General features: G+C 74.0%; 19 protein-coding genes. 10 read left to right on the plus strand and 9 right to left on the minus strand.

Annotation, left to right across the window (positions count from 1 at the left end; translation table 11 throughout):
• Positions 1 to 2: 2 nt before the first annotated feature.
• Both ACIBAI_RS10120 and ACIBAI_RS10125 read left to right on the plus strand, forming a co-directional pair.
• On the plus strand, positions 3 to 422 hold the full coding sequence (locus tag ACIBAI_RS10120; protein ID WP_399032705.1) for a phage holin family protein: 420 nt from the start codon (positions 3 to 5) through the stop codon (positions 420 to 422).
• Positions 419 to 871, plus strand: a complete 453-nt coding sequence (locus tag ACIBAI_RS10125) for a DUF3618 domain-containing protein (RefSeq protein WP_399032707.1) — start codon at positions 419 to 421, stop codon at positions 869 to 871. Before ACIBAI_RS10120 ends, ACIBAI_RS10125 begins: the two co-directional genes overlap by 4 nt.
• A gap of 145 nt (positions 872 to 1,016) precedes the next feature.
• On the opposite strand, the gene ACIBAI_RS10130 is transcribed toward ACIBAI_RS10125, so the two are convergent.
• The gene (locus tag ACIBAI_RS10130; RefSeq protein ID WP_399032709.1) at positions 1,017 to 1,973 is read right to left on the minus strand and encodes a YihY/virulence factor BrkB family protein; all 957 of its coding nucleotides are present in this window, start codon (positions 1,971 to 1,973) and stop codon (positions 1,017 to 1,019) included.
• 108 nt (positions 1,974 to 2,081) lie between these two features.
• On the opposite strand from ACIBAI_RS10130, the gene ACIBAI_RS10135 reads away from it, so the two are divergent.
• Positions 2,082 to 2,786 carry an antibiotic biosynthesis monooxygenase gene (locus ACIBAI_RS10135; RefSeq protein WP_399032711.1) on the plus strand — a complete coding sequence of 235 codons (705 nt, stop codon included), beginning with the start codon at positions 2,082 to 2,084 and terminating at the stop codon, positions 2,784 to 2,786.
• A gap of 69 nt (positions 2,787 to 2,855) precedes the next feature.
• Here the strand turns inward: ACIBAI_RS10135 and ACIBAI_RS10140 are convergent, their stop codons facing one another.
• The gene (locus ACIBAI_RS10140; RefSeq protein ID WP_399032713.1) at positions 2,856 to 4,688 is read right to left on the minus strand and encodes an endonuclease/exonuclease/phosphatase family protein; all 1,833 of its coding nucleotides are present in this window, start codon (positions 4,686 to 4,688) and stop codon (positions 2,856 to 2,858) included.
• Positions 4,689 to 4,993: 305 nt separating this feature from the next.
• Here ACIBAI_RS10140 and ACIBAI_RS10145 point away from each other — a divergent pair, with 305 nt between their 5' ends.
• Both ACIBAI_RS10145 and ACIBAI_RS10150 read left to right on the plus strand, forming a co-directional pair.
• Positions 4,994 to 6,421, plus strand: coding sequence for a hypothetical protein (locus ACIBAI_RS10145; RefSeq protein WP_399032715.1), 1,428 nt, complete (start codon positions 4,994 to 4,996; stop codon positions 6,419 to 6,421).
• Between the two features lie 204 nt (positions 6,422 to 6,625).
• The gene (locus tag ACIBAI_RS10150) at positions 6,626 to 7,213 is read left to right on the plus strand and encodes a TetR/AcrR family transcriptional regulator (protein WP_399032717.1); all 588 of its coding nucleotides are present in this window, start codon (positions 6,626 to 6,628) and stop codon (positions 7,211 to 7,213) included.
• Between the two features lie 50 nt (positions 7,214 to 7,263).
• Here the strand turns inward: ACIBAI_RS10150 and ACIBAI_RS10155 are convergent, their stop codons facing one another.
• The 7 genes from ACIBAI_RS10155 to ACIBAI_RS10185 form a co-directional block, all read right to left on the minus strand.
• Complete coding sequence (locus ACIBAI_RS10155; protein ID WP_399032899.1) at positions 7,264 to 8,469, minus strand: TerD family protein; 1,206 nt, start codon at positions 8,467 to 8,469, stop codon at positions 7,264 to 7,266.
• A gap of 208 nt (positions 8,470 to 8,677) precedes the next feature.
• Complete coding sequence (locus ACIBAI_RS10160; RefSeq protein ID WP_399032719.1) at positions 8,678 to 9,673, minus strand: zinc-dependent alcohol dehydrogenase family protein; 996 nt, start codon at positions 9,671 to 9,673, stop codon at positions 8,678 to 8,680.
• A complete protein-coding gene (locus ACIBAI_RS10165) occupies positions 9,670 to 10,515 on the minus strand; it encodes a carbohydrate ABC transporter permease (RefSeq protein WP_399032721.1) in 846 nt (281 codons plus the stop codon). Before ACIBAI_RS10165 ends, ACIBAI_RS10160 begins: the two co-directional genes overlap by 4 nt.
• Positions 10,512 to 11,453, minus strand: coding sequence for a carbohydrate ABC transporter permease (locus ACIBAI_RS10170; protein WP_399032723.1), 942 nt, complete (start codon positions 11,451 to 11,453; stop codon positions 10,512 to 10,514). The genes ACIBAI_RS10165 and ACIBAI_RS10170 overlap by 4 nt, the downstream gene beginning before the upstream one ends.
• Positions 11,450 to 12,823: an ABC transporter substrate-binding protein gene (locus ACIBAI_RS10175; protein WP_399032725.1), complete on the minus strand. Its 1,374-nt coding sequence runs from the start codon at positions 12,821 to 12,823 to the stop codon at positions 11,450 to 11,452. The genes ACIBAI_RS10170 and ACIBAI_RS10175 overlap by 4 nt, the downstream gene beginning before the upstream one ends.
• Before the next feature lie 153 nt (positions 12,824 to 12,976).
• Positions 12,977 to 13,747: a DeoR/GlpR family DNA-binding transcription regulator gene (locus ACIBAI_RS10180; protein WP_399032727.1), complete on the minus strand. Its 771-nt coding sequence runs from the start codon at positions 13,745 to 13,747 to the stop codon at positions 12,977 to 12,979.
• A gap of 409 nt (positions 13,748 to 14,156) precedes the next feature.
• Positions 14,157 to 14,966, minus strand: coding sequence for an NAD(P)-dependent oxidoreductase (locus ACIBAI_RS10185; RefSeq protein ID WP_344607949.1), 810 nt, complete (start codon positions 14,964 to 14,966; stop codon positions 14,157 to 14,159).
• 222 nt (positions 14,967 to 15,188) lie between these two features.
• On the opposite strand from ACIBAI_RS10185, the gene ACIBAI_RS10190 reads away from it, so the two are divergent.
• From ACIBAI_RS10190 to araD, 5 genes are all read left to right on the plus strand, one after another.
• Entirely contained in the window at positions 15,189 to 16,130 is a 942-nt protein-coding gene (locus tag ACIBAI_RS10190; RefSeq protein ID WP_399032730.1) for a 5-dehydro-4-deoxyglucarate dehydratase, read from the plus strand.
• Positions 16,127 to 17,290 (plus strand): hypothetical protein, encoded by a 1,164-nt coding sequence (locus ACIBAI_RS10195; protein ID WP_399032732.1) that lies wholly within the window; start codon positions 16,127 to 16,129, stop codon positions 17,288 to 17,290. The genes ACIBAI_RS10190 and ACIBAI_RS10195 overlap by 4 nt, the downstream gene beginning before the upstream one ends.
• Before the next feature lie 542 nt (positions 17,291 to 17,832).
• The gene (locus tag ACIBAI_RS10200; RefSeq protein WP_344607943.1) at positions 17,833 to 18,501 is read left to right on the plus strand and encodes a GntR family transcriptional regulator; all 669 of its coding nucleotides are present in this window, start codon (positions 17,833 to 17,835) and stop codon (positions 18,499 to 18,501) included.
• Entirely contained in the window at positions 18,498 to 19,406 is a 909-nt protein-coding gene (locus ACIBAI_RS10205; RefSeq protein WP_399032735.1) for a dihydrodipicolinate synthase family protein, read from the plus strand. The genes ACIBAI_RS10200 and ACIBAI_RS10205 overlap by 4 nt, the downstream gene beginning before the upstream one ends.
• A complete protein-coding gene (araD, locus tag ACIBAI_RS10210) occupies positions 19,403 to 21,145 on the plus strand; it encodes an L-arabinonate dehydratase (RefSeq protein WP_399032737.1) in 1,743 nt (580 codons plus the stop codon). The genes ACIBAI_RS10205 and araD overlap by 4 nt, the downstream gene beginning before the upstream one ends.
• Positions 21,146 to 21,203 lie beyond the last annotated feature (58 nt).

Raw genomic sequence — 21,203 nt, forward strand, 5'->3', positions numbered from 1 at the left:
CCGTGACCGGGACCATGGCACACAAGCCTGTGCACGACGAGCGGCACTCCGTGGGCGAGCTCGTCGCCCAGGCCACCGAACAGCTCTCCCGGCTCGTGCGCCAGGAAATGACCCTCGCGAAGGAGGAGCTGGCCGAGAAGGGGCGGCGCGCCGGGCGCGGCGGCGGGCTGCTGGGCGTCGCGGGCGCCGTCGCCTACGCCGGTCTGCTCTTCCTGGCCGGCACGGCCGCCGCCGCGCTCTCCCTGGCGCTGCCCGTGTGGGCCGCGACGCTCATCGTGACGGCGGTGCTGTTCGCGGTGGCGGGAGCGCTGGCCGTGACCGGGCGCACCCAGCTCCGGCGCGCCGTGCCGCCGACGCCGGAGAAGACCCTGGGCAGCGTCAGGGCCGACATGGAGGAGATCAGGGAAAGGGCGCACCGATGACGGACGAGGCGAGGAGCGGGGACGGCGCGCGGCCGGACGGGGCCGCCGGCGGGGCCAAGGGGCCCGACGAGCTGCGGCAGCAGATCGAGCAGACCCGCAGCCAGCTCGGGGACACCGTGGAGGAGCTGGCGGGGAAGATGGACGTGAAGGGACGGGCGCAGGCGCGGGCCGCCGATCTCAGGGACAAGGCCGGTGCGATGGCGGTGCAGCTGCGCAGCACCGTGGCGCAGGCGGGTCACGCCGTGCAGGGCAAGGCGGCGCAGTCCGGCCACGCCGTGCAGGACAAGGCGGCGCAGACCGGTCACGCCGTGCAGGACAAGGCGGCGCGGGCCGAGGGAGCCGGGCTGCGGCATCCCGGATCGGTGCTGTTCGCCGGGGCGGCCGCGGGGGCCGTGGGGGGCGTGGTGGCGCTGGAGGTGCTGCGGCGGCGGTACCCGGGGCGTCGCTGACGGGGCCTTCGGCGGCGCGGCGGGATGTCCGCGGGCGCCTTCGGCGGGTGGGCCGGGGCGCCCGCGGCGGCCTGTGCCGCTTCGGCGGGGCGCGCGTCGCGCCCGCGGTGCCCCGGGGGCCGGGGACGCGTCCGGCGGGGGGCGTTCAGTGGCCTCCCGCCGCGCGGAACCTCGGGGGCCACTTGCGGGTGTCCCGCGGTTCCACGTACGGCTCCTCCGTCGCCGGCCGCCCGCCGCAGGTGATCGCCCGTTCGCGGGCCAGCTCCGCGTCGAACTCCAGGCCCAGCAGGATCGCCAGGTTGCTCAGCCAGAGCCACACCAGGAAGACGATGGCGCCGGCCAGGGTGCCGTACGTCTTGTTGTACGTGTCGAAGTGGGCGGCGTAGACGGCGAAGCCCGCGGAGGCCGCCAGCCAGATCAGGGTGGCCAGGACGCTGCCGGGGGAGATCCAGCGAAAGCCCCGGCCGCGGACGTTGGGGGCCGCCCAGTACAGCAGGCCGATCATCAGGACGACCAGGAGGAGCAGGACCGGCCACTTGGCGACGCCCCACGCCGTGAGCGCCGCGTCGCCGAGGCCGATCGCCGTGCCCGCCCGCTCGGCCAGCGGTCCGGTGAACACCACGATCAGGGCGCTGGCGGCCAGCATCAGCATCAGAACGACCGTCAGCGCCAGGCGCAGCGGCGTGAGCTTCCACACCGGGCGGCCCTCGGGAAGGTCGTACACCGCGTTGGACGCGCGGATGAACGCGGCGACGTAGCCGGACGCGGACCACAGGGCGAAGAGCAGGCCGGCGACGGCCAGGACGCCTCCGGTGCCTCCGGTGTCGCTCAGCTGCACCACCGCGTCGCGCAGGATGTCCCGGGCGGGGCCGGGGGTCAACTCCTCGGTGTTGTCGAGGAGTCCGTCCGTGGCGCGCCGGCCGATCACGCCCGGCAGGGAGACGAGCAGGAGGAGGGCCGGGAACAGCGACAGGACGCCGTAGTACGTCAACGCGGCGGCGCGGTCGGACAGTTCGTCGTCCAGGAGCTCCTTCAGCGTGCGCCGCGCCACCGCCCGCCAGGACCGTGCGGGCAACCGGCCGGGGCCGTCCTTCGCGTCCATGGGACGCGGGTCTCCCGAATTCCCTTCCCCAATCGCCCAGTTGACCTGAATCTTGGTCGAGGTTGAAGAGTGGGAGCGGACAACGGCCACCGGACCATGGAGGTTGGCATGACCCGCCGTACCGACGCACACCCCGATCCCGCCCGGCCCGGCGTCGGCGCGCCCTTCTTCAGCACCTGGCGGGTGGGCACGCCCGAACGGCAGCGGCAGGCCGTCGAGGCGATCGCCCGGACCTGGGAGCGGCGCCCGTGGCCGACGCAGGGCCTGCTGGGGTACCACGTCTACGCCGGGCACGACGGCGACACCCTGCTGCACTACTCGCAGTGGGCGGACGAGGCCGCGTACGAGGCCTTCGCGAAGACCCGCCGGCAGGAGCGGAACGACGAGATCGACACCGCCGTGCCGGGGATCGAGCGGGTGCGGCTCGGGCGGTACCGGCGGTACCGCAGCAGGGTGGCGGAGGACCGGGACCGGCGCACGCCCGGATGCGTGGTGGTGGTCGAGGTCGAGTTCGAGGGGGCGGACGCCGCGCGGCAGCGCGCCTGGGTCGACGGCGTGTTCGCGGCGCTGGAGAGCGAACCGCACCAGCATCGCGGCGGCCTCTCCGCGCACTTCCACCTCGGCACGGACGGCACCAGGGTCCTCAACTACGCCGAGTGGGAGAGCGCCCGGGCGCACGCCGAGGCCCTGGCCGCCCCCGGGGAGGGCGTCGGCTCGGCGGGCCCGCTGTGGGAGCGCGTGCAGAACTGGCCGGGGCTGAGGAACAGCTCGGTCAGCCGGTACGACCATGTCCTCGGGCTCCTCCCCGACTGACCCGGGGCGCGGACGGCTCCGTCCGCGGGGCCGTCCGGACGGGGCGTCCGGACGGCCCCGCGGGGGGCCCTACGGGCGGAAGCGCAGCACCTGCGGGTCGTGGTCGCTGATCTGGTCGTGGAACTCCGCGTTGATGTGCACGCTGTCGTAGGAGAACGCGCCGCGGCGGATCGACGGGCTGACCAGGATCTGGTCCAGGGCCTGGCTGTTGCCCTGGTAGACGTAGGAGTAACGCTCGCTGCGGGGCAGCGACTTGATCGCCGACCACAGCTCGCCGTCGCCCTCCAGGATCCGGGTGGTGCCGGAGAACTCGAAGTCGTTGATGTCGCCCAGCGCGACGACGTCGGCGTTCTTCTGGACGTCGAGGATCTCCTCGACGAAGGCGTGCACCGCCGTCGCCTGCTGGTGGCGCTGGGTCTCCGAGCTGCGGACCGGCGGCTGGTAGGCCGAGGTCAGGCCCTGGTCGCCGCCCTTGGAGTTGAAGTGGTTGGCGATCACGAAGACCGTGCGGCCGCGGAAGACGAACTCGCCCACCAGCGGCTTGCGGCTGTTCTCCCAGGCGGGGTTCGCCGGGTCGACGCGGCCCGGGGAGACCGTCAGGGCCGCCTTGCCGCGCACCCTCGTCACCCCGGCGGCCGTCGTCGCGTCGCCGCCCGCGCGGTCGGTGAAGGAGACCCGCTCGGGGTTGAACAGGAACACCTGGCGGATGTTGCCGCCCGGCTCGCCGCCGTCCGCGCCGTCCACCGGGTCGACGGACCGCCAGTCGTACACGGGGCCGCCCGCCGCGGCGATCGCGTCGATCAGCCGGGCCACCGTCCGGCCGGCGGTGACCGTGCCGTCGTCGGTGGCGCCGTTGTCGTCCTGGATCTCCTCCAGGGACACGATGTCGGGCGACCGCAGGTGGTGCACGATCGCGTCGGCGTGCGCGGCGAAGGTGTCGTCGGAGGGGTCGAGGTTCTCGACGTTGTACGTCGCGACCGCCAGCTCGCCGTTCCGCTGCCGGCGGGTCGTCTCGCGCTGCAGGCCGGCGCTCCTGAGGGTGCCGAGCTCGTTCGCCACGAGGGTGTAGCCGCCGTACTGGTTGTAGTCGAGCGGGCCCGCCGTGGTGCCGGTGAGGGTGTCGCCGACGTTGGCGTCGGGGAAGTCGGCCGCGGCGCCGAGGGACTGGATCTGGAGGCGGCCGGTGTTCTGGGAGCCGTACGAGCCGTAGACCGTGCCGCCGCGGCGGCTGGGGTTCTCCCGCGGCTTCACCGTCACCCACAGCTCGGTGTACGGGTCGGTGGCGCCGACCACGCGGGCGTCGGCGATCCGGACGTTCATGCCCTCCAGGGACTCGTAGCGGTCCAGGGCGTACGCGGCGGGCCGCAGCGGCAGGGCGTTGACCGAGTTGTTCGCGGCCGGGTCGCCGGCGGGCGCGTAGGCGTCCGGCACGGAGGCGGCGTCGATCACCGTCGCGGCCGGGACCGGGTTGCCGCCGGAGACGACGGTGACCGTCGGGCGGGTGATCTGGGTCAGCGACTGGTTGCCGGAGGAGGTGCCGCCCGGGACGTACTCCGAGACGGTGCCGGAGACGGTGACCGCGTCGCCGACGGCGACCTTCGGGGCGGAGCTGGTGAAGACGAAGACGCCCTCGCTGGTGGCCGCGTCGGCGTCCGGGTCGGGGTCCTGCATCCAGAAGCCCTTGGAGGAGCCGTAGGCGCGGACGCCGGTGACGATTCCGGCCACGTCCGTGACCTTCTGTCCGGCGTACGGCGATATCCGGGTGTCGCCCTGGACGTCGTGGATGCGCACGGAGTCCGCGTGCGCGGGCGTGGGGAGGGCGACGGTCTGGGCGGCGACCGCCGCGGAACAGACGGCGGCGACGGTGAGCGCGGCGAGGCGCGCGGACGACTTGCTCGGCAACGGGATCCCTCCGGGGACGTGACGGGGCGCCGGGACGAGATGCGGGAACAGCGGGAGCGACGGCCGCGGCCGGCGGGGCGGCGCGACACCCGTAGAAGCCGGTGGGCCAGGGCGGGCGGAGGTGCAGCCCGGTGAACAGGTGTCCGCCGATTTCTACGCGCGTCAATCTCCAGCCTGCCCGGGCCGCTTGTCAAGGTTTCGGCCATGTACGCCTCCTGACGGGCGGATGAACCGGGCGGCACGGGTGAGAACCCGTCTAGGCTGAGCGGTTGAGTCGAAGCGACGTGCGCTAGGAGAACCAGCCGATGTCAGACAGCTCCACCCTGCCGCCCGTACGGCTGCGACCCGAAGCGGAGCTGGCCCGCGACGCACTGTCCACACCGCTGCTCTCCCGGGCCGCCCGGCTCGCCCGCTGGGCCGGGCCGGACACCCGTGTCGACGCCGGGGGCGGGCTCGTCGACGAGCAGCTGCCGGCGGCGGCCGAGGTGCTGGGACTGAGCGGCCGGGACGCGACGGCGTACGCCGGCGAGGCCTGGCGGATCGCCGTGGACACCGGGCTCGTGGAGATCGTCGACCAGGAGGAGGGCACCGTCGCGCCCGGCAAGGACCTGGCGCTGCTCACCGGCGGCTCGCCGCAGGACGTGCTCGGCGTGTGGCTCGACGCCCTGGAGGCGGTGCTCGCCGACGCGAGCGTGCCCGACCTCGACGGCCTGGCCGACGCGGTGGACGAGGACGGAAGGATCGACTTCTCGGCGCTGCAGTGGGACCCGGAGGCGGAGGCGGAGTTCCTCGACGGGGTGCTCGGCAACCTGTACCTGCTGACCGTCGACCAGGACGGACCCGGCGACGCGCCGGTGCCGCTGCCCGCGCTGGCCGCGTCGGTGCTCGTGCCCGGCGACATGCGGGAACCCACCAACGACGTGCTGGAACAGGTGTCCGACGCGATGATGCGGCTGGACGACCAGTTCCGGCTGCTGGAGCCGGCCGGACTCGTGCAGTACCAGCCGGTGGACGAGGCGCTCAGGGCGGGCGACGCCGAGGAGGAGGCGGCCGTGGCCGACGACACCGACGTCTCCCGCTACGGCATGGTCCGGCTGACGCCGCTCGGCCGGTACGGGCTGCGGGCACGGCTGCTGGAGGCCGGGTTCGAGGCGCCGGCGGTCGGGGACCTCGCCGACAAGGGGGCCGACGCGCTGCTCGACGGGACGGCGGCGTTCCCGCCCGCGGCGGCGCAGGCCGAGACCGAGCAGTGGCTGGCCCGGCGCCGGCCCCTCGACGCCGCCCGGGAGCTGCTGGCCGCCGCCCGCGGCTCGGACCCCGGTGCGCCGCTGCGGCGGCTGCGCTGCCAGCAGGCGCTGTCGCTGGTCGGCGCCGAGGCCGAGCCCGCGCTGCGGGAGGTCCTCGACGATCCCGAGCTGGGCGGGCTGGCCCGGGTGTGGCTGACCGAGCACGGGGCCCGCGACGTGCCCGCGCCGTCGCAGGAGATGGTCTTCTGGCTGACCGTCGACACGGTGGCCGCGCAGCTCGCCGCCGAGGGCAACTCCGAGGAGCTGAGCGCGCTGGTGCGGGGGCTGGCCCAGCAGCACAGCGGTTTCTTCGCGGCGGCGTGGCGGGTCGACCACCCGGCCACCGCGGAGGTGCTGGAGGCGATGGGGCGGCTGCACCCGGACAAGCGGATCGCCAAGGAGGCCCGGAAAGCGGCGTTCAAGGCGCGGTCACAGCACGGGGGCTGAGGCGGGGCGGCGGCGTGTCGCCGTCGCCGGTCCCGGCCGCGGCCTTCGGCACCCCGCCGCCGGCCTCGTCCCCGGGCGCCTCCACCGGCCCGGCGCGCTCGCCGGGGCGGGGCGGCGGCAGGGGGCGGACGCCGGCGGCAGGCCGCCGGCGCGCCGCGCCCCGATAAGCTGCGCGGAGGATCCCCGGTGTGCGAGGAGTGCGGGATGGCGCAGGTCAGACCCATGCGCGCGGACGCCCGGCGCAACTACCAGCGGTTGCTGAAGGCGGCGGCGGAGGCCTTCGCCGAGCAGGGGGAGAACGCGTCGCTGGACGACATCGCCAGGCGCGCGGGCGTCGGGTCGGGGACGCTGTACCGGCACTTCCCGACGCGGCAGGCGCTGCTGGAGGCCGCGTACCTCGACCGGATCGAGGCGATCGCGGCCCGGGCCGGCACCCTCGCGGCCGAGCTGCCGCCGGGCGAGGCGCTGACGGAGTGGCTGCACGAGCTCGGCGTCGGGATGATCCAGGTGCGGGGGCTGAAGGCACTGGTGGGAGCGGCCGTCACGGACGGCGGCCCGGCCGTGGTCACCGCCTGCGGCGACTCGGTGAAGGACGCGGCGGCGCGGCTGGTGGGCGCGGCGCAGCGGGAGGGGACGCTGCGCCGGGACGTCGAGCCGATCGAGGTCCTGCGCCTGGCCCACGGCGTGGCGACGGCGTCGGAACTGGCGGACGGGCAGGGCCGGTGCATCCGCCGGTACCTGTCCCTGCTGACGGAGGGACTGCGGCCGGGCCCGGGGGCCGGCGGCGCCTGACTCCGGGCCGCGCCCCCGGACCAGGGGCGCCCCCGGAGCCGTACGGGCCGTTACAGGGCCTGGGCGGCCGGCTTCACCATTCCCCGTACCGTGCGGGACTTGACGAAGTCGCCCATGGCGGTCATCTCCCACTCGCCGGAGAACTGGCGGATCAGCTTGGCCATCATCACGCCCGTCTGCGGTTCGGCGCTGGTGAGGTCGAAGCGGACCAGTTCCTCGCCGGTCGCGCCGTCCAGCAGACGGCAGTAGGCCTTGGCGACCTCGGTGAACTTCTGGCCGGAGAAGGAGTTGACGGTGAAGACCAGGCCGGTGACCTCCTGCGGGAGCCGGCCGAGGTCGACGGTGATCACCTCGTCGTCGCCGCCGCCCTCGCCGGTGAGGTTGTCGCCGGAGTGCCGGATGGCGCCGCCCACGATCTGCAGCTTGCCGAAGTAGCAGCTGTCGATGTGGTTGCGCTGCGGTCCGTAGGCGATGACCGAGGCGTCCAGGTCGATGTCCCTGCCGCGGTACGCGGGCTCCCAGCCGAGGCCCATCTTGACCTGGGACAGGACGGGACGGCCGCCCTTGACGAGGGAGACCGTCTGGTTCTTCTGGAGGCTGACCCGGCCCTTGTCCAGGTTGATCTTCCCGGCGCCGGGCGCGGGTGCGGCGGGCGCGGCCGAGGCGGGGGCGGCCGGGGCCGGCGGAGTCACCGGCGGCCGCGTCGCGGCCGGCGGCGGGGTGACCGGCCGGGGCGCGGCGGCCGGCTGGGGCGCGGCGGCCGGCTCCTCGACCGTGACGCCGAAGTCGGTGGCGATGCCGGCGAGGCCGTCGGCGTACCCCTGGCCGACCGCGCGGGCCTTCCACTGGCCGCCCCGCAGGTAGATCTCCACGACCACCAGGGCCGTCTCGCTGCCGAGCCGCGGGGGCGTGAAGGTGGCCAGCACCGAGTCGTCGTCCGCGTTGCGGATCGTGGCCGTCGGTTCGATGCCCTGGAAGGTCTGGCCCGGGGCGTCGGGACTGGCGGTGACGACGATCTTCTCGATGCCCGGGGGGACGGCCGTGGTGTCCACGGTGATCGCGTCGGGGGCGGCGCCGCCGCCGGGGCGGTAGGTCACACCCGGGCCGGCGGGCTGGTTGTAGAAGATGAAGTCGTCGTCGGAGCGCACCTTGCCGTCGGCGGTGAGCAGCAGGCCCGATACGTCGAGCCGCACCGGAGCGGCGACGTCCACCGTCACGCGCGCGGCGGAGAGAGGGATGTTCGAGCCGGGGGTCATAGCTGTCATGACCGGTGAACGAGCGGGGCCGTTTTACCGTTCCCTTACCAGGTGCCCGACCGGCTCGGCGCCGGGCGCGCGGGCGGTGCGCAGGGTGCCGCTCGGATGCGCCCCGCGGCGGAACCGCGGGGCGGTGCGGCCGCGGGGGCGGAGGCGGGCCGGGACCGTACGGCCCGGCCCGTCCCGCCCCGCCCGGCGGCGGAGGCGGTCAGCCCTGCGGGACCACCACGATCTTGCGGCCCACGCCCGCCGCGAACTGGTCCAGCGCCTCGGGGTAGCGGTCCAGCGGGATGCGGTCGCTGATGAAGACCTCCGGGTCCAGCACCCCGTTCGCGAACAGCTCGGCGGCGCGCTCGAAGCTGTGCAGCACGGCCATCGAACCCGTGATGGTGATCTCCTGGTTGTAGATCCGGTACGGGTCGATCGTCACCCGCGTCGCGTAGTCGGCGACCCCGAACTGCAGGAACGTGCCCGCCTTGGCCACCCGGTCCAGGCCGTCCTGGATCGCCGCCGCGTTGCCCGTCGCGTCGACGACGACGTCCCAGCCCTGCGGCCGGTCCAGTTCGTCGGCGCTGGTGGCGCCGGCCGAGACCCCGAGCCGCCGGGCCGTCTCCAGCCGCGCCGGGTTCACGTCGACCACGTCCACGCTCGCCGCGCCCGTCCGCTTGGCCAGTTCCAGCATCATCAGGCCCATCGTGCCCGAGCCGTAGATCAGGACGTGCGCCCCGAGCCGGGAGGACAGGATGTCGTACCCCCGCACCGCGCACGACAGGGGTTCCACCAGCGCCGCGTCCTCGGTGCGGACGTGCTCGGGCAGCTTCACGCAGTTCGCCACCGGCGCCACCGCGTACCGGGCCGCGCCGCCCGCCGTCGTCACCCCGATCGCCGCCCAGCGCTCGCACAGGTTGTTGTGGCCGGTGCGGCAGTAGCGGCACTCGTGGCAGTACAGGGACGGGTCCACCGCCACCCGGTCGCCGACCGCGAGTTCGGTGACCTGGCTGCCGGTCCCGACCACCTCGCCCGCGAACTCGTGGCCCGGCACGATCGGCAGCTTCGGCGCGAACTCCCCCTGCAGGATGTGCAGGTCCGTACCGCACAGCCCGCAGGCCGCGACCTCGACGACGACGTCCCGCGGCCCGGGCGTCGGGTCCGGGACCTCGGTGACGACGGCCCGGCCCACGGACTCGATGACGGCGGCCTTCATTTCACGGCTCCCAACGACAGGCCCTGGACCAGTTTGTCCTGGGCGGCGAACCCCGCGGCGAGCACCGGCAGGGAGATGACGAGCGACGCGGCGCACACCTTCGCCAGGAACAGGCCCTGGCTGGTGATGAAGCCGGTCAGGAACACGGGGGCGGTCTCGGCGACCACGCCGGTCAGCACCCGTGCGAAGAGCAGTTCGTTCCAGCTGAAGATGAAGCAGATCAGCGCCGTCGCGGCGATGCCGGGCAGGGCGATCGGGGCGACCACCCGGGCCAGGACCGTCGGCAGGCGCGCGCCGTCCACCCGGGCCGCCTCGATCACCGCCACCGGCACCTCGGCGAGGAACGACTGCATCATCCACACCGCGATCGGCAGGTTCATGGAGGTGTACAGCACGACCAGCAGCCAGATGTTGTCCAGCAGGCCGGCGTTCTTGGCGAACAGGTAGACCGGCAGCAGGCCGGCGACGGCCGGCAGCATCTTCGTCGACAGGAAGAAGAACAGGACGTCCGTCCACTTCCGCACCGGGCGGATCGACAGCGCGTACGCCGCGGGCAGCGCGAGGAGCAGGACGAGCAGCGTCGACGCCACCGACGCCACCGCCGAGTTGACCAGCGCCGGCCAGGGGCTCGCGCCGCCGTCGGCGCCGAAGAACTCGCGGTAGCCGTCCAGGGTCAGCGCGGCGGTGAAGGACGGCGGGTTGGTGGCGGCGTCCTCCTCCGAGTGGAAGGAGGTCAGCGCCATCCACGCGACGGGCAGGAAGAAGACGACGCCGGCCAGCCAGGCCGCCAGGCCCAGCCCGGCGCCCTTGCGGCGGGCGCGCCGTACGGCGATGGTGCTCATGCGCGGGAGACCTCCTCGCGGAACAGGGACGACACCACGCGCAGCGCGAAGGTGGCGATGACGATCGAGCCGATGACCACCAGGACGCCCGCGGCCGAGGCGAGGCCGTTCTCGTGGGCCTGGTAGAAGGTCTGGTACACGGTGTAGGGGAGGTTGGCGGTGCCCAGGCCGCCGGACGTGATCGTGAAGACCGCGTCGAAGTTCTGGACGATGTAGATCGAGCCCAGCAGGGCGCCGAGTTCGAGGTAGCGGCGCAGGTGCGGCAGCGTCAGATGGCGGAAGATCTGCCAGTCGCTCGCCCCGTCGACCCGGGCGGCCTCGATCTGCTGCTGGTCCCGGCTCTGCAGTCCGGCCAGCAGGATCAGCATCATGAACGGCGTCCACTGCCACACCAGCGCGGCCTCGACGGCGAGCAGCGGGGTGCTGGAGACCCAGTCGGGCTGCGGGCCGCCGACGTAGTGCAGCAGGCCGTTGAGCAGGCCGTACTCGGGGTTGTACAGGACGTGCTTCCACAGCAGCGCCGCCGCCACGGGAACGACGAGGAACGGGGCGATCAGCAGTGTGCGGACGACGCCCCGCCCGCGGAACCTGCGGTCCAGGAGCAGGGCGAGGAGCAGGCCGAGCGCCAGGCTGGCCAGGACCACCGCCGCGGTCAGCAGCACGGTCGTCCCCACCGAGTGGCGCAGGTCCGGATCGGTCAGCACCTGGCGGTAGTTGTCGAGGCCGGCGAAGCGCCGGGCCTTTGGGTAGAGGGCGTTCCAGTCGAAGAAGGAGATCACCAGCGTGGCCACGAACGGCAGCTGGGTGACGACGATCATGAAGATCAGGGCGGGGAGCAGCGGGGCCCGGGTGGCCCAGGCGCGCAGCCGGGCGGAGGGCCGGTGTCCCGCGGCGCGGATCTCGGGTGCGGCCACGGGGGCCGTGGTCGTGGCGGTCATCGTCCCTCGTACTCCTCGGAGATCTTCTCGGCGAGCTGCTGGGACTTCCTCAGGGCCGACTCGACGGACTGGCGTCCGGCGATGGCCGCGCTGATCTCCCGGGAGACCTTGGTGCCGAGGTCGGTGAACTCGGGGATGCCGACGAACTGGATGCCGGGCGCGGGCCGCGGCTGCACCCCCGGGTCGGTCGGGCGGGCGCCCTCGATGGCCCGTTTCGTCATCTCCTGGAAGGCGGCGGCCTCCGCGCGGTAGGCGGGGTTCGCGTACGTCGAGGCGCGCTTGCCGGCCGGGACGTCGGACCAGCCGATCCGGTCGCCGACGAGCTGCTCGTACTCCTTGCCGGACGCCCAGGAGACGAACTTCCACGCCTTGTCCGCGTTGCGGGACGCCTTCTGGATGCCCCAGGCCCAGGTGTAGAGCCAGCCGGAGGACCCGGTCCTCTCCACGGGGGCGGGGGCGTAGCCGATCTTTCCCTTGACGGGGGAGCCGGCCGACTCCAGGGAGCCGGCGGCGGAGGTGGCGTCGTACCACATGGCGACCTTGCCCTGGGTCATGTTGTTCAGGCACTCGGCGAAACCGGACTGGGCCGCTCCCGACTCGCCGTGCTTCCGGACCAGGTCGACGTAGAACTTCGTCGCCTTCTCGAACTCCGGGGAGTCCAGCCGCGCCTTCCAGTCCTGGTCGAACCAGGTGCCGCCGAAGGTGTTCACCACCGTCGTCAGCGGCGCCATCACCTCGCCCCAGCCGGGCAGCCCGCGCAGGCAGATGCCCTTCATGCCGGGCTCGGCGCCGTCGGCCTTCGCGGCGAGGTCGGCCACCTGCCGCCAGGTGGGGCGCGCGGGCATGGTGAGCCCCTTCTTCGCGAACACGTCCTTGCGGTACATCAGGAAGGACGACTCGCCGTAGAAGGGCTGGCCGTAGAGCTTGCCGTCGTCGCCGGTGAGCGACTGGCGCATCGGCTTCAGCACGTCCTGCTCGTCGTACGCCGGGTCCCGGGCGACGTAGGAGTCCATCTCGTGCAGCCAGCCGTTGCGGGCGTAGATCGGTACCTCGTAGTTGGACAGGGTGGCGACGTCGTACTGGCCGGCCTGGTTGGCGAAGTCCTGGCTGATCTTGTCGCGGACGTCGTTCTCGGGCAGGACCGTGAAGTTGACCTCGATGCCGGTCTCTTCGGTGAAGTGGGCGGCGGTGAGCTTCTGCAGCGTCACCATCTGGGGGTTGTTGACCATCAGGACGTTGATGGCGTCGCCGCCCGATCCGGCCCCGCCCGCCCCGACCCAGCAGCCGGAGAGCAGCGGGGCGAGCAGCGTCCCTGCGGCGGCCGTGGCGAGCATGGCTCGCGCTGGCCGCCGTCGGCTCTGGGTTCGCATGGATCGCTCCTGGACGTAGGGGAGAACTGGATGTATGGGGGGATAAGGGGCGCCGCTGGGCGTGCGGTGCCCCCGGGGGACGTGCGGGGGGTTCGGGTGCCGCGCCCGGAAGGCGGGGCGGGCGCGGGGGGCGCCCGGCGGCGCGCCGGGCGGTCAGACCCGGATGACCTGGGGCCCCAGCAGGGAGTAGCGGTGGGCCTCGGACGCCGGGAGCAGGGTGCTGGTGACGATCGCCTCCAGGGCGCCGACCTCGGCGAACCGGCAGAAGCTGACCGCCCCGAACTTGGTGTGCACGCCCGCGAACACCGTGCGGCGCGCGGCCCGGATCGCCTGGGCCTTGACCTCGCCGACCGCCGGGTCGGGGGTGGTCAGGCCGTGTTCGCGGGAGACGCCGTTGGCGCCGATGTAGGCCAGGTCGAGGACGAAGCCGGCCAGCATCCGCGTCGTCCAGTGGTCGACGGTGGCGAGGGTGCCGGAGCGGACCCGGCCGCCGAGCAGCAGCACGGTGGCGTGCTCCGCCCCGGCCAGGGCGCCCGCGACCGGCAGGGACGCGGTGACCACGGTCAGCGGCCGGTCCCGGGGCAGCGCCTCGGCGATGAGCTGCGGGGTGAAGCCCTCGTCGACGAAGACCGTCTCGGCGTCCCCGAGCAGCTCGGCCGCGGCGGCGGCGATCCGGCGCTTCTCGGGGACGTGGCTGGTGGCGCGGAAGGCGAGCGTCGTCTCGAACCCGGCGCTCTCCACGGGGTAGGCCCCGCCGTGGGTGCGGCGGACCAGGCCGTGGTCCTCCAGGGCGCGCAGATCCCGCCGGACGGTCTCCTTGGCCACGCCCAGCCGGGCGGCGAGCGCGGTGACGTCGACCGAGCCGGTGGCGCGCGCCACCCGCACGATCTCCCGCTGGCGCTCTTCCGCCGTTCTCGTGCCCATGGCCTCCACCTGCCTCGTCGCCGGCCTGCCCGTTCGGGCCCGGTGGGGCCCTCGGGGGAAGTTCTACAGCGGGGAGGCGGCGCTGACCAGGTCTGTTGCGGGTTCGATGATGCCCGTTTGCGCCCGTTCGGCGCGGCGTGCGCCCGGCGCGTACCTGCGTCACCGCCGACCGGGGCGTGGGACCGGGCAGCGGCGGTGCCCGAATGCGGCGGCGGGGGGGGGCCGGGGGGGGCCCCCCCCCCCCCCCGGGGGGGGGGGGGGGCCCCGGGGGGCCGCCGGGGGGCGGCCCCCCCGGCGGGGGGGGGGGGGGGGGGGCGCCGGGGGGGGGGGGGGGGGGGGGGGGGGGGGGGGGGGGGCCCCCCCCCCCCCCCCCCCCGCGGGGGTCGGTTTTCCGCCGTGCGGACCGGCGTCAGTACGGCCAGATCGGCGGGTCGGTGACGAAGTGGCCGCCGATGCGGGCGTGCGCCTCGTTCTCCGGGTCCAGCTCGCCCTGTTCGGCGATGAGCTTCTCGGCGTACGGCTCGGAGTCGTCCTGCGGTTCGTAGCCGAGCGCCCGCGCGGTGGACAGGTCCCACCACAGCCGGGTGTTGGCGGAGGAGCCGTAGACGACGGTGTGCCCGACGTTCTCGGCGGTCAGCGCGGCGTGGAAGAGGCGGGCGCCGTCGGCGGGGCTCATCCACACCGAGAGCATGCGCACGCTGGTCGGCTCGGGGAAGCAGGAGCCGATGCGCACCGAGACGGTCTCCAGGCCGTGCTTGTCCCAGTAGAGCTGGGCGAGGTCCTCGCCGAAGGACTTGGACAGGCCGTAGAAGGTGTCCGGGCGGCGCGGGGTGTCGATCGGGACGAGGGGGTCGTCGCCCCGGGGGCGCGGGGTGTAGCCGACGGCGTGGTTGGAGGAGGCGAAGACGATGCGCTTGACCCCCTCCTCGCGGGCGGCCTCGTAGACGTGGTAGGTGCCCTCGATGTTCGATTTGAGGATCTTCTCGAAGGGGGCTTCCAGGGAGATGCCCGCGAGGTGGATGATCGCGTCGACGCCGCGCACGGCCTCGCGGACGGCCTCCCGGTCGGCGAGGTCGGCGGTGATCGCGTCCGGCTCGCCCTCGACCGGGCGCAGGTCCAGCAGGCGCAGCCGGTAGCCGTACGCGGGCAGCAGGTCCCGCATCAGGGTGCCGAGGCCGCCGGCGGCGCCGGTGAGCAGGACGGTGCGGGGAGCGGGCATCCTCGGGTCTCCTCGAATCAACAGCCGTACATATGTGCGTACGGCATTCATATGCGTGGACACGCTAAGGAGCGAGGGCGTCGCCCGTCAAGGGGCCCGTCGGGCGGGGAATTCGCAGGTGCGTCGCGGATGGGGGCGCTTGACCGCCTTCCGGGAGGCCCTTTAGCGTGACATCGTTCAGAAATGTAGACACTGATCATACATATAGAAATGGGAGAGCCCGTGACGACAGCCCCTCTCGCCGCTCGACTCACCGTCCCCAGCGGGCCGCTGTTCTTCCCCGTCACGGCGTACGGTCCCGACGGCGCGCTCGACCTCGACGCCTACCGCGCCCATGTGCGCCGCGGGGTCGAGGCGGGAGCCGCCGCGGTCTTCGCGTGCTGCGGCACCGGGGAGTTCCACGCGCTGACCCCCGAGGAGTTCGAGCGGTGCGTCCGGGCGGCCGTGGAGGCCGCCGAGGGCCGGGTGCCGGTGGTCGCGGGCGCCGGGTACGGGACCGCGCTCGCGGTGCGCTACGCGCGGCTCGCCGAGGCGGCCGGCGCGGACGGGCTGCTCGCCCTGCCGCCCTACCTCGTGCTCGCCGGGCAGGAGGGGCTGCTGCGGCACTACCGGGAGGTGGCCGCCGCGACCTCGCTGCCGGTGATCGTCTACCAGCGCGACAACGCCGTGTTCACCCCCCGGACCGTCGTCGGCCTGGCCCGCACGGACGGGATCATCGGGCTCAAGGACGGACTGGGCGACCTGGACCTCATGCAGCGCATCGTGAGCGCCGTGCGCACCGAGGCCCCGGGCGACTTCCTGTACTTCAACGGGCTGCCGACCGCCGAGCAGACCCAGCTCGCCTACCGCGGCATCGGCATCACGCTCTACTCCTCCGCCGTCTTCTGCTTCGCCCCCGACCTCGCCCTGGCCTTCCACCGCGCCCTGAACACCGGCGACGAGGCCACCGCGCACCGCCTGCTGGACGGCTTCTACCGGCCGTTCGCCGAACTGCGCGCCCAGGGCCGCGGATACGCCGTCGCCCTGGTCAAGGCCGGAGTCCGGCTGCGCGGGCTCGACGTGGGGGAGGTGCGGCCGCCGCTGCACGAACCGACCGAGGATCATGTCGAGCAGCTCGCCCGGCTGATCGAACGCGGTGACGCGCTGCTCGAGGAGGACATGTGAAGGCGTCGGCATTCGTCTACCCCTGGGACGTCAACGGGGACCCGCGGGCCGCGGAGTTCATCGCGGGAACCGGCGTGCGGCAGGTGACCCTCGCCGCCGCCTACCACTCCACCCGCGCCCTCACCCCGCGCCACCCGCGCCACCGCGTGGTCACCGCCGAGCACGCCGCCGTGCTCTACCCGCCGGACGGCCGCTGGGAGGGCCGGGAGCTGCGCCCGTACGAGGCGGGCGACTGGGCGCCCGGCGACGCCTACGGCGAGGCCGCCGCCGCGCTCGCGGACGCGGGCCTGGAGGTGCACACCTGGGTGGTGCTCGCGCACAACTCCCGGCTGGGCGCCGAACACCCCGAGACCTCGGTCGTCAACGCCTACGGGGACCGCTACCCGTGGGCGCCGTGCATCGCCCGGCCCGCCACCCGCGCGTACCTCACCGACCTGGCCGCCGAGGCCGCGGTGCGGCCCGGGGCGCGCGGCACGGAACTGGAGTCCCTCGGCTGGTACGGGCTCGCCCACCTGCACGCCCACGACAAGACCGGCGGGGTCGGCCTCGGGGACGCCGGCCAGTACCTGATGTCGCTGTGCTTCTGCCCGGACTGCCGGGCGGGCTACGGCGCCAAGGGCCTGGACGCCGACGAACTGGCGGACGCGGTACGGACCGCGCTGGAGCCGGTGTGGCGGGGGGCGCCCTCGGACGGGGGCTGGGCGGGCGTGGCGAAGCTGCTCGGCGAGACGACGGCGGACGCCACCCGCGCGTGGCGGGACGAAACCGCCCGCACGCTCCAGGAGGCGGCGGTCGCGGCGGTCCGCGCCGCCGCGCCGGACGGCTTCCAGGTGCTGCTGCACGCCGACCCGGTGTCGTACCACTGCGGTGCCAACGCCGGCGTCGACCCCGCGCACATCCTGTCCGTGACGGACGGGGTGGTGGTGCCCTGCACGGGCGGCCCCGGCCTGCTCGCCCCGTTCGCGGAGCAGGGCCGCGCGGGCGCCGTCCTCGCCGCCAACCTCACCGTCGTCTCCGGCATGGGCGGCAGCCCCGGCACGCTCGCGGCCGACGCCGCGGCCGCCCGGGACCTCGGCGCCACCGAACTGCGGCTGTACCACGCCGGACTGGCCTCGGACGCCGACCTGGCGGCGGTGCGCTCGGCGCTCGCGGGGCTCTGACCCGCCGCGAGACCCGCGCCGGGGCGGCGGCGTCCGCGGCCCCGGCGCCCCGTCCCGCCCGGCACGCCCTCCCGGCCCGGGCGGCGGCCCCCGGCGGCCGTGATCCGGGCCGGACGCGCCCGGCGCCGACCGGGGCTCGGCCAGGGGCCGTACCGGTGCGCCCGGCCCGTGTCCCGACGTCGAGCGGGGCGCCGGACACGCCCCGCTCCGGCCCGCTTCGCGCGTTCCGGGCCGAATGCCGGTCCCGGCCTCCTCGCGGGGGATTCGTCCCGCCGCCCGGCGCCCTCTCCCGGCCCGGGCGCGCCGCACGCGGGCCGCGGACCCCGTGTGCGACGCGTCCGGGCGTTTGGCCTGCGCTTTCCCGTACGGGCCCGGTTTCCGGGCCCGTTTCCGCCGGCCCGGCCCGGCCCCCCTCGCCCTCTCGGCAACCTCAACTTCCTCTGTCAGAAGCATTGACGAAACACAGGGGCGCTCCTACCTTCAACGCGTCGTACTTCGTACGTCATATATGAGACGCGATACGCGAGATCCGAGAGGCGCGCATGACCTCTGTGCCCACGCCGATCCCCTCCCGCACGCAGTTCGTGCTGGAGGAGATCAAACGCCGCATCCTCACCGGGCAGTTGACGCCGGGCCAGGCTCTGGTCGAGACCGAGCTCGCCGCGCAGTTCGGAGTCTCCAAGACCCCGGTGCGCGAGGCGCTCAAGACGCTGGCCGGCACCGGACTGGTCATGATGAGCCAGTACAAGGGCGTCACGGTGCGCATGGTGGACGCGGACATGGCGCGCGAGGTCTACGACGTGCGGCTGCTGCTGGAGCCCGAGGCGCTCAGGCGGGCCGTGCGCCGCGGGGCCTCCCTGGAGGCCGCCCGGGACGCGCTGACCCGCGCCGACCAGGCCGCCGACACCGCCGAACGGTCGCTGGCCAACCGCGAGTTCCACCGCGCCCTGTACCTGCCGTGCGGCAACCCGCTGCTCGGCCGGATGCTCGACCAGGTCCGCGACCAGGCGGCCCTCGTCTCCGCGGTCGCCTGGGCCGCCGAACCCTCCTGGGAGCGGGAGGCCAGCGAGCACCGGGAGATCCTGCGGCTGGCCCTCGCCGGGGACGCGGACGGCGCGGCCGGCGCCCTCCACGCGCACATCGCGTCGTTCGTCGAGCGGGCCTTCCCGGAAGCGGAGACCGAGGCCCAGGGAGAGGACGGTCAGGCATGACAACGACGTTCGAGACCCAGCGGGCGGCCCTGGCCGACGTGGTGGCGATCCCGGTGACCCCGTTCGCCGAGGACGGCTCCGTCGACCGGGACACCTACCGGACCCTGCTGCGCCGGCTGCTCGACGGCGGCATCACCACCCTCACCCCCAACGGCAACACCGGCGAGTTCTACGCCCTCACCCCCGAGGAGCGCCGCCTGGTCACCGAACTGACGATCGACGAGGCGGGCGACCGGGCCGCCGTCCTGGTCGGCGTGGGACACGACGTGCCCACCGCCGTCGCCTCCGCCCGGCACGCCCGTGAGCTCGGCGCGCAGATGGTGATGGTGCACCAGCCCGTCCACCCGTACGTCTCCCCGGCCGGCTGGGTCGACTACCACCGCGCGGTCGCGGAGGCGGTGCCCGAGCTGGGGGTCGTCCCCTACATCCGCAACGACCGGCTCACCGGCGCCCTCCTGGCCGAACTGGCCGACGCCTGCCCCAACGTCATCGGCGTGAAGTACGCCGTGCCGGACGCCGCCAGGTTCGCCGCCTTCGCCCGCGACGCCGGGCTGGACCGCTTCGTGTGGGTGGCCGGGCTCGCCGAGCCGTACGCCCCCTCCTACTTCTCCGCGGGCGCCACCGGCTTCACCTCGGGACTGGTGAACGTCGCCCCGGCCGTCTCGCGGAACATGATCGAGGCGCTGCGGTCGGGCGACTACCCGGCCGCCATGAAGGTCTGGGAGCAGATCCGCCGCTTCGAGGAGCTGCGCGCCGCCGACGGCTCCGCCAACAACGTCACCGTCGTCAAGGAGGCCCTGGCCTCGCTCGGGCTGTGCCGCCGCGAGGTCCGCCCGCCGAGCAAGCCGCTGCCCGAGCCCGAGCGCGCCGAGGTCGCCGCCATCGCCGCCGGATGGTCCATATGAACACGCCGAGGAAGAACCCCGAGGAACTGCGCAGCCACCAGTGGTACGGCAGCGGCGTCTCCTCGGGCCTGCGCTCCTTCAGCCACCGCGCCCGCACCCGCCAGCTCGGCTACCTGCCCGAGGAGCACCTCGGCAAGCCCGTCATCGCGATCCTCAACACCTGGTCCGACATCAACCCCTGCCACGTCCACCTGCGCGACCGCGCGCAGGCCGTCAAGCGCGGGGTGTGGCAGGCGGGCGGCTTCCCGCTGGAGTTCCCCGTCTCCACCCTCAGCGAGACCTTCCAGAAGCCGACCCCGATGCTCTACCGCAACCTGCTCGCGATGGAGACCGAGGAGCTGCTGCGGTCCTACCCCGTCGACGGGGCCGTGCTGATGGGCGGCTGCGACAAGTCCACCCCGGCCCTGCTGATGGGCGCCGCCTCCGCCGACCTGCCGGCCGTGTTCGTGCCCGCCGGGCCCATGCTGCCGGGCCACTGGCGCAACGAGGTCCTCGGCTCCGGCACCGACATGTGGAAGTACTGGGACGACCACCGGGCCGGCCTGATCGGCGACTGCGAGATGCAGGAGCTGGAGAGCGGCCTGGCCCGCTCGCCCGGGCACTGCATGACGATGGGCACGGCCTCCACGCTCACCGCCGCGGCCGAGGCGCTCGGCGTCACGGTCCCCGGCGCCTCCAGCATCCCGGCCGTGGACTCCGGGCACGACCGGATGGCCGCGAAGGCCGGCATGATCGCCGTCGAGCTGGTGCACAAGGACCGCCGGCTCTCCCACCTCCTCACCCGGGAGGCGTTCGAGGACGCGGTCACCACCGTGCTCGGCCTCGGCGGCTCCACCAACGCCGTGATCCACCTGATCGCCATGGCGGGCCGCGCGGGCGTGAAGCTCACGCTCGACGACTTCGACCGGATCGCCCGCACGGTCCCGGTGCTGGCCAACGTGCGGCCGGGCGGGCGGACGTACCTGATGGAGGACTTCCACTTCGCGGGCGGCCTGCCCGGGTTCCTCTCCCGGATCCCGGACCTGCTGCACCTGGAGCGGCCCACCGTCGCCCACGACACCCTGCGCGAGCAGATCGCCGGCGCCCAGGTGTACGACGACGACGTGATCCGGCCCCGGGACAACCCGGTCGCGAGCGAGGGCGGGGTCGCCGTGCTGCGCGGCAACCTCTGCCCGGACGGCGCCGTCATCAAGCACATCGCCGCCGAGCCGCACCTGCTCAAGCACACCGGCCCCGCGGTCGTCTTCGACGACTACAAGGCGATGCAGCGGACCATCAACGACCCGTCGCTGGGCATCACCGCCGACAGCGTGCTGGTGCTGCGCAACGCCGGGCCCAAGGGCGGACCGGGCATGCCCGAGTACGGGATGCTGCCCATCCCCGACCACCTGCTCAAGCAGGGCGTGCGGGACATGGTGCGGATCTCCGACGCCCGGATGAGCGGCACCAGCTACGGCGCGTGCGTGCTGCACGTGGCCCCCGAGTCGTACGTCGGCGGACCGCTCGCCCTGGTCCGCACCGGCGACAGCATCACCCTCGACGTCGAGGCCCGCACCCTCCAGCTCAACGTGGACGACGAGGAGCTGCGGCGGCGCAGGGCCGAGTGGACGCCGCCGCCCGTCCGGTACGAGCGGGGCTACGGCGCGCTCTACAACGACCAGATCACCCAGGCCGACACCGGCTGCGACTTCGAGTTCCTGGCCCGGCCGGGCGCGGTGCAGGACCCGTACGCGGGCTGACCTCCCGCACCGCACCCGGATGCACGCTGCACACATAGAAAGCGCTTCCCCCAGTGCA

Origin of the sequence: Streptomyces sp. NPDC051041, assembly GCF_044456065.1 — a bacterium.
Classification (GTDB): Bacteria; Actinomycetota; Actinomycetes; order Streptomycetales; family Streptomycetaceae; genus Streptomyces; species Streptomyces glaucus.

Excerpts from the sequence above, each read along its gene's own strand:
- ACIBAI_RS10125 (WP_399032707.1), top strand. The coding sequence starts at position 419 with ATGACGGACGAGGCGAGGAGCGGGGACGGCGCGCGGCCGGACGGGGCC.
- ACIBAI_RS10130 (WP_399032709.1), bottom strand. The coding sequence starts at position 1,973 with ATGGACGCGAAGGACGGCCCCGGCCGGTTGCCCGCACGGTCCTGGCGG.
- ACIBAI_RS10135 (WP_399032711.1), top strand. The coding sequence starts at position 2,082 with ATGACCCGCCGTACCGACGCACACCCCGATCCCGCCCGGCCCGGCGTC.
- ACIBAI_RS10145 (WP_399032715.1), top strand. The coding sequence starts at position 4,994 with ATGTCAGACAGCTCCACCCTGCCGCCCGTACGGCTGCGACCCGAAGCG.
- ACIBAI_RS10150 (WP_399032717.1), top strand. The coding sequence starts at position 6,626 with ATGGCGCAGGTCAGACCCATGCGCGCGGACGCCCGGCGCAACTACCAG.
- ACIBAI_RS10155 (WP_399032899.1), bottom strand. The coding sequence starts at position 8,469 with ATGACCCCCGGCTCGAACATCCCTCTCTCCGCCGCGCGCGTGACGGTG.
- ACIBAI_RS10160 (WP_399032719.1), bottom strand. The coding sequence starts at position 9,673 with ATGAAGGCCGCCGTCATCGAGTCCGTGGGCCGGGCCGTCGTCACCGAG.
- ACIBAI_RS10165 (WP_399032721.1), bottom strand. The coding sequence starts at position 10,515 with ATGAGCACCATCGCCGTACGGCGCGCCCGCCGCAAGGGCGCCGGGCTG.
- ACIBAI_RS10170 (WP_399032723.1), bottom strand. The coding sequence starts at position 11,453 with ATGACCGCCACGACCACGGCCCCCGTGGCCGCACCCGAGATCCGCGCC.
- ACIBAI_RS10175 (WP_399032725.1), bottom strand. The coding sequence starts at position 12,823 with ATGCGAACCCAGAGCCGACGGCGGCCAGCGCGAGCCATGCTCGCCACG.
- ACIBAI_RS10180 (WP_399032727.1), bottom strand. The coding sequence starts at position 13,747 with ATGGGCACGAGAACGGCGGAAGAGCGCCAGCGGGAGATCGTGCGGGTG.
- ACIBAI_RS10185 (WP_344607949.1), bottom strand. The coding sequence starts at position 14,966 with ATGCCCGCTCCCCGCACCGTCCTGCTCACCGGCGCCGCCGGCGGCCTC.
- ACIBAI_RS10200 (WP_344607943.1), top strand. The coding sequence starts at position 17,833 with ATGACCTCTGTGCCCACGCCGATCCCCTCCCGCACGCAGTTCGTGCTG.
- ACIBAI_RS10205 (WP_399032735.1), top strand. The coding sequence starts at position 18,498 with ATGACAACGACGTTCGAGACCCAGCGGGCGGCCCTGGCCGACGTGGTG.
- araD (WP_399032737.1), top strand. The coding sequence starts at position 19,403 with ATGAACACGCCGAGGAAGAACCCCGAGGAACTGCGCAGCCACCAGTGG.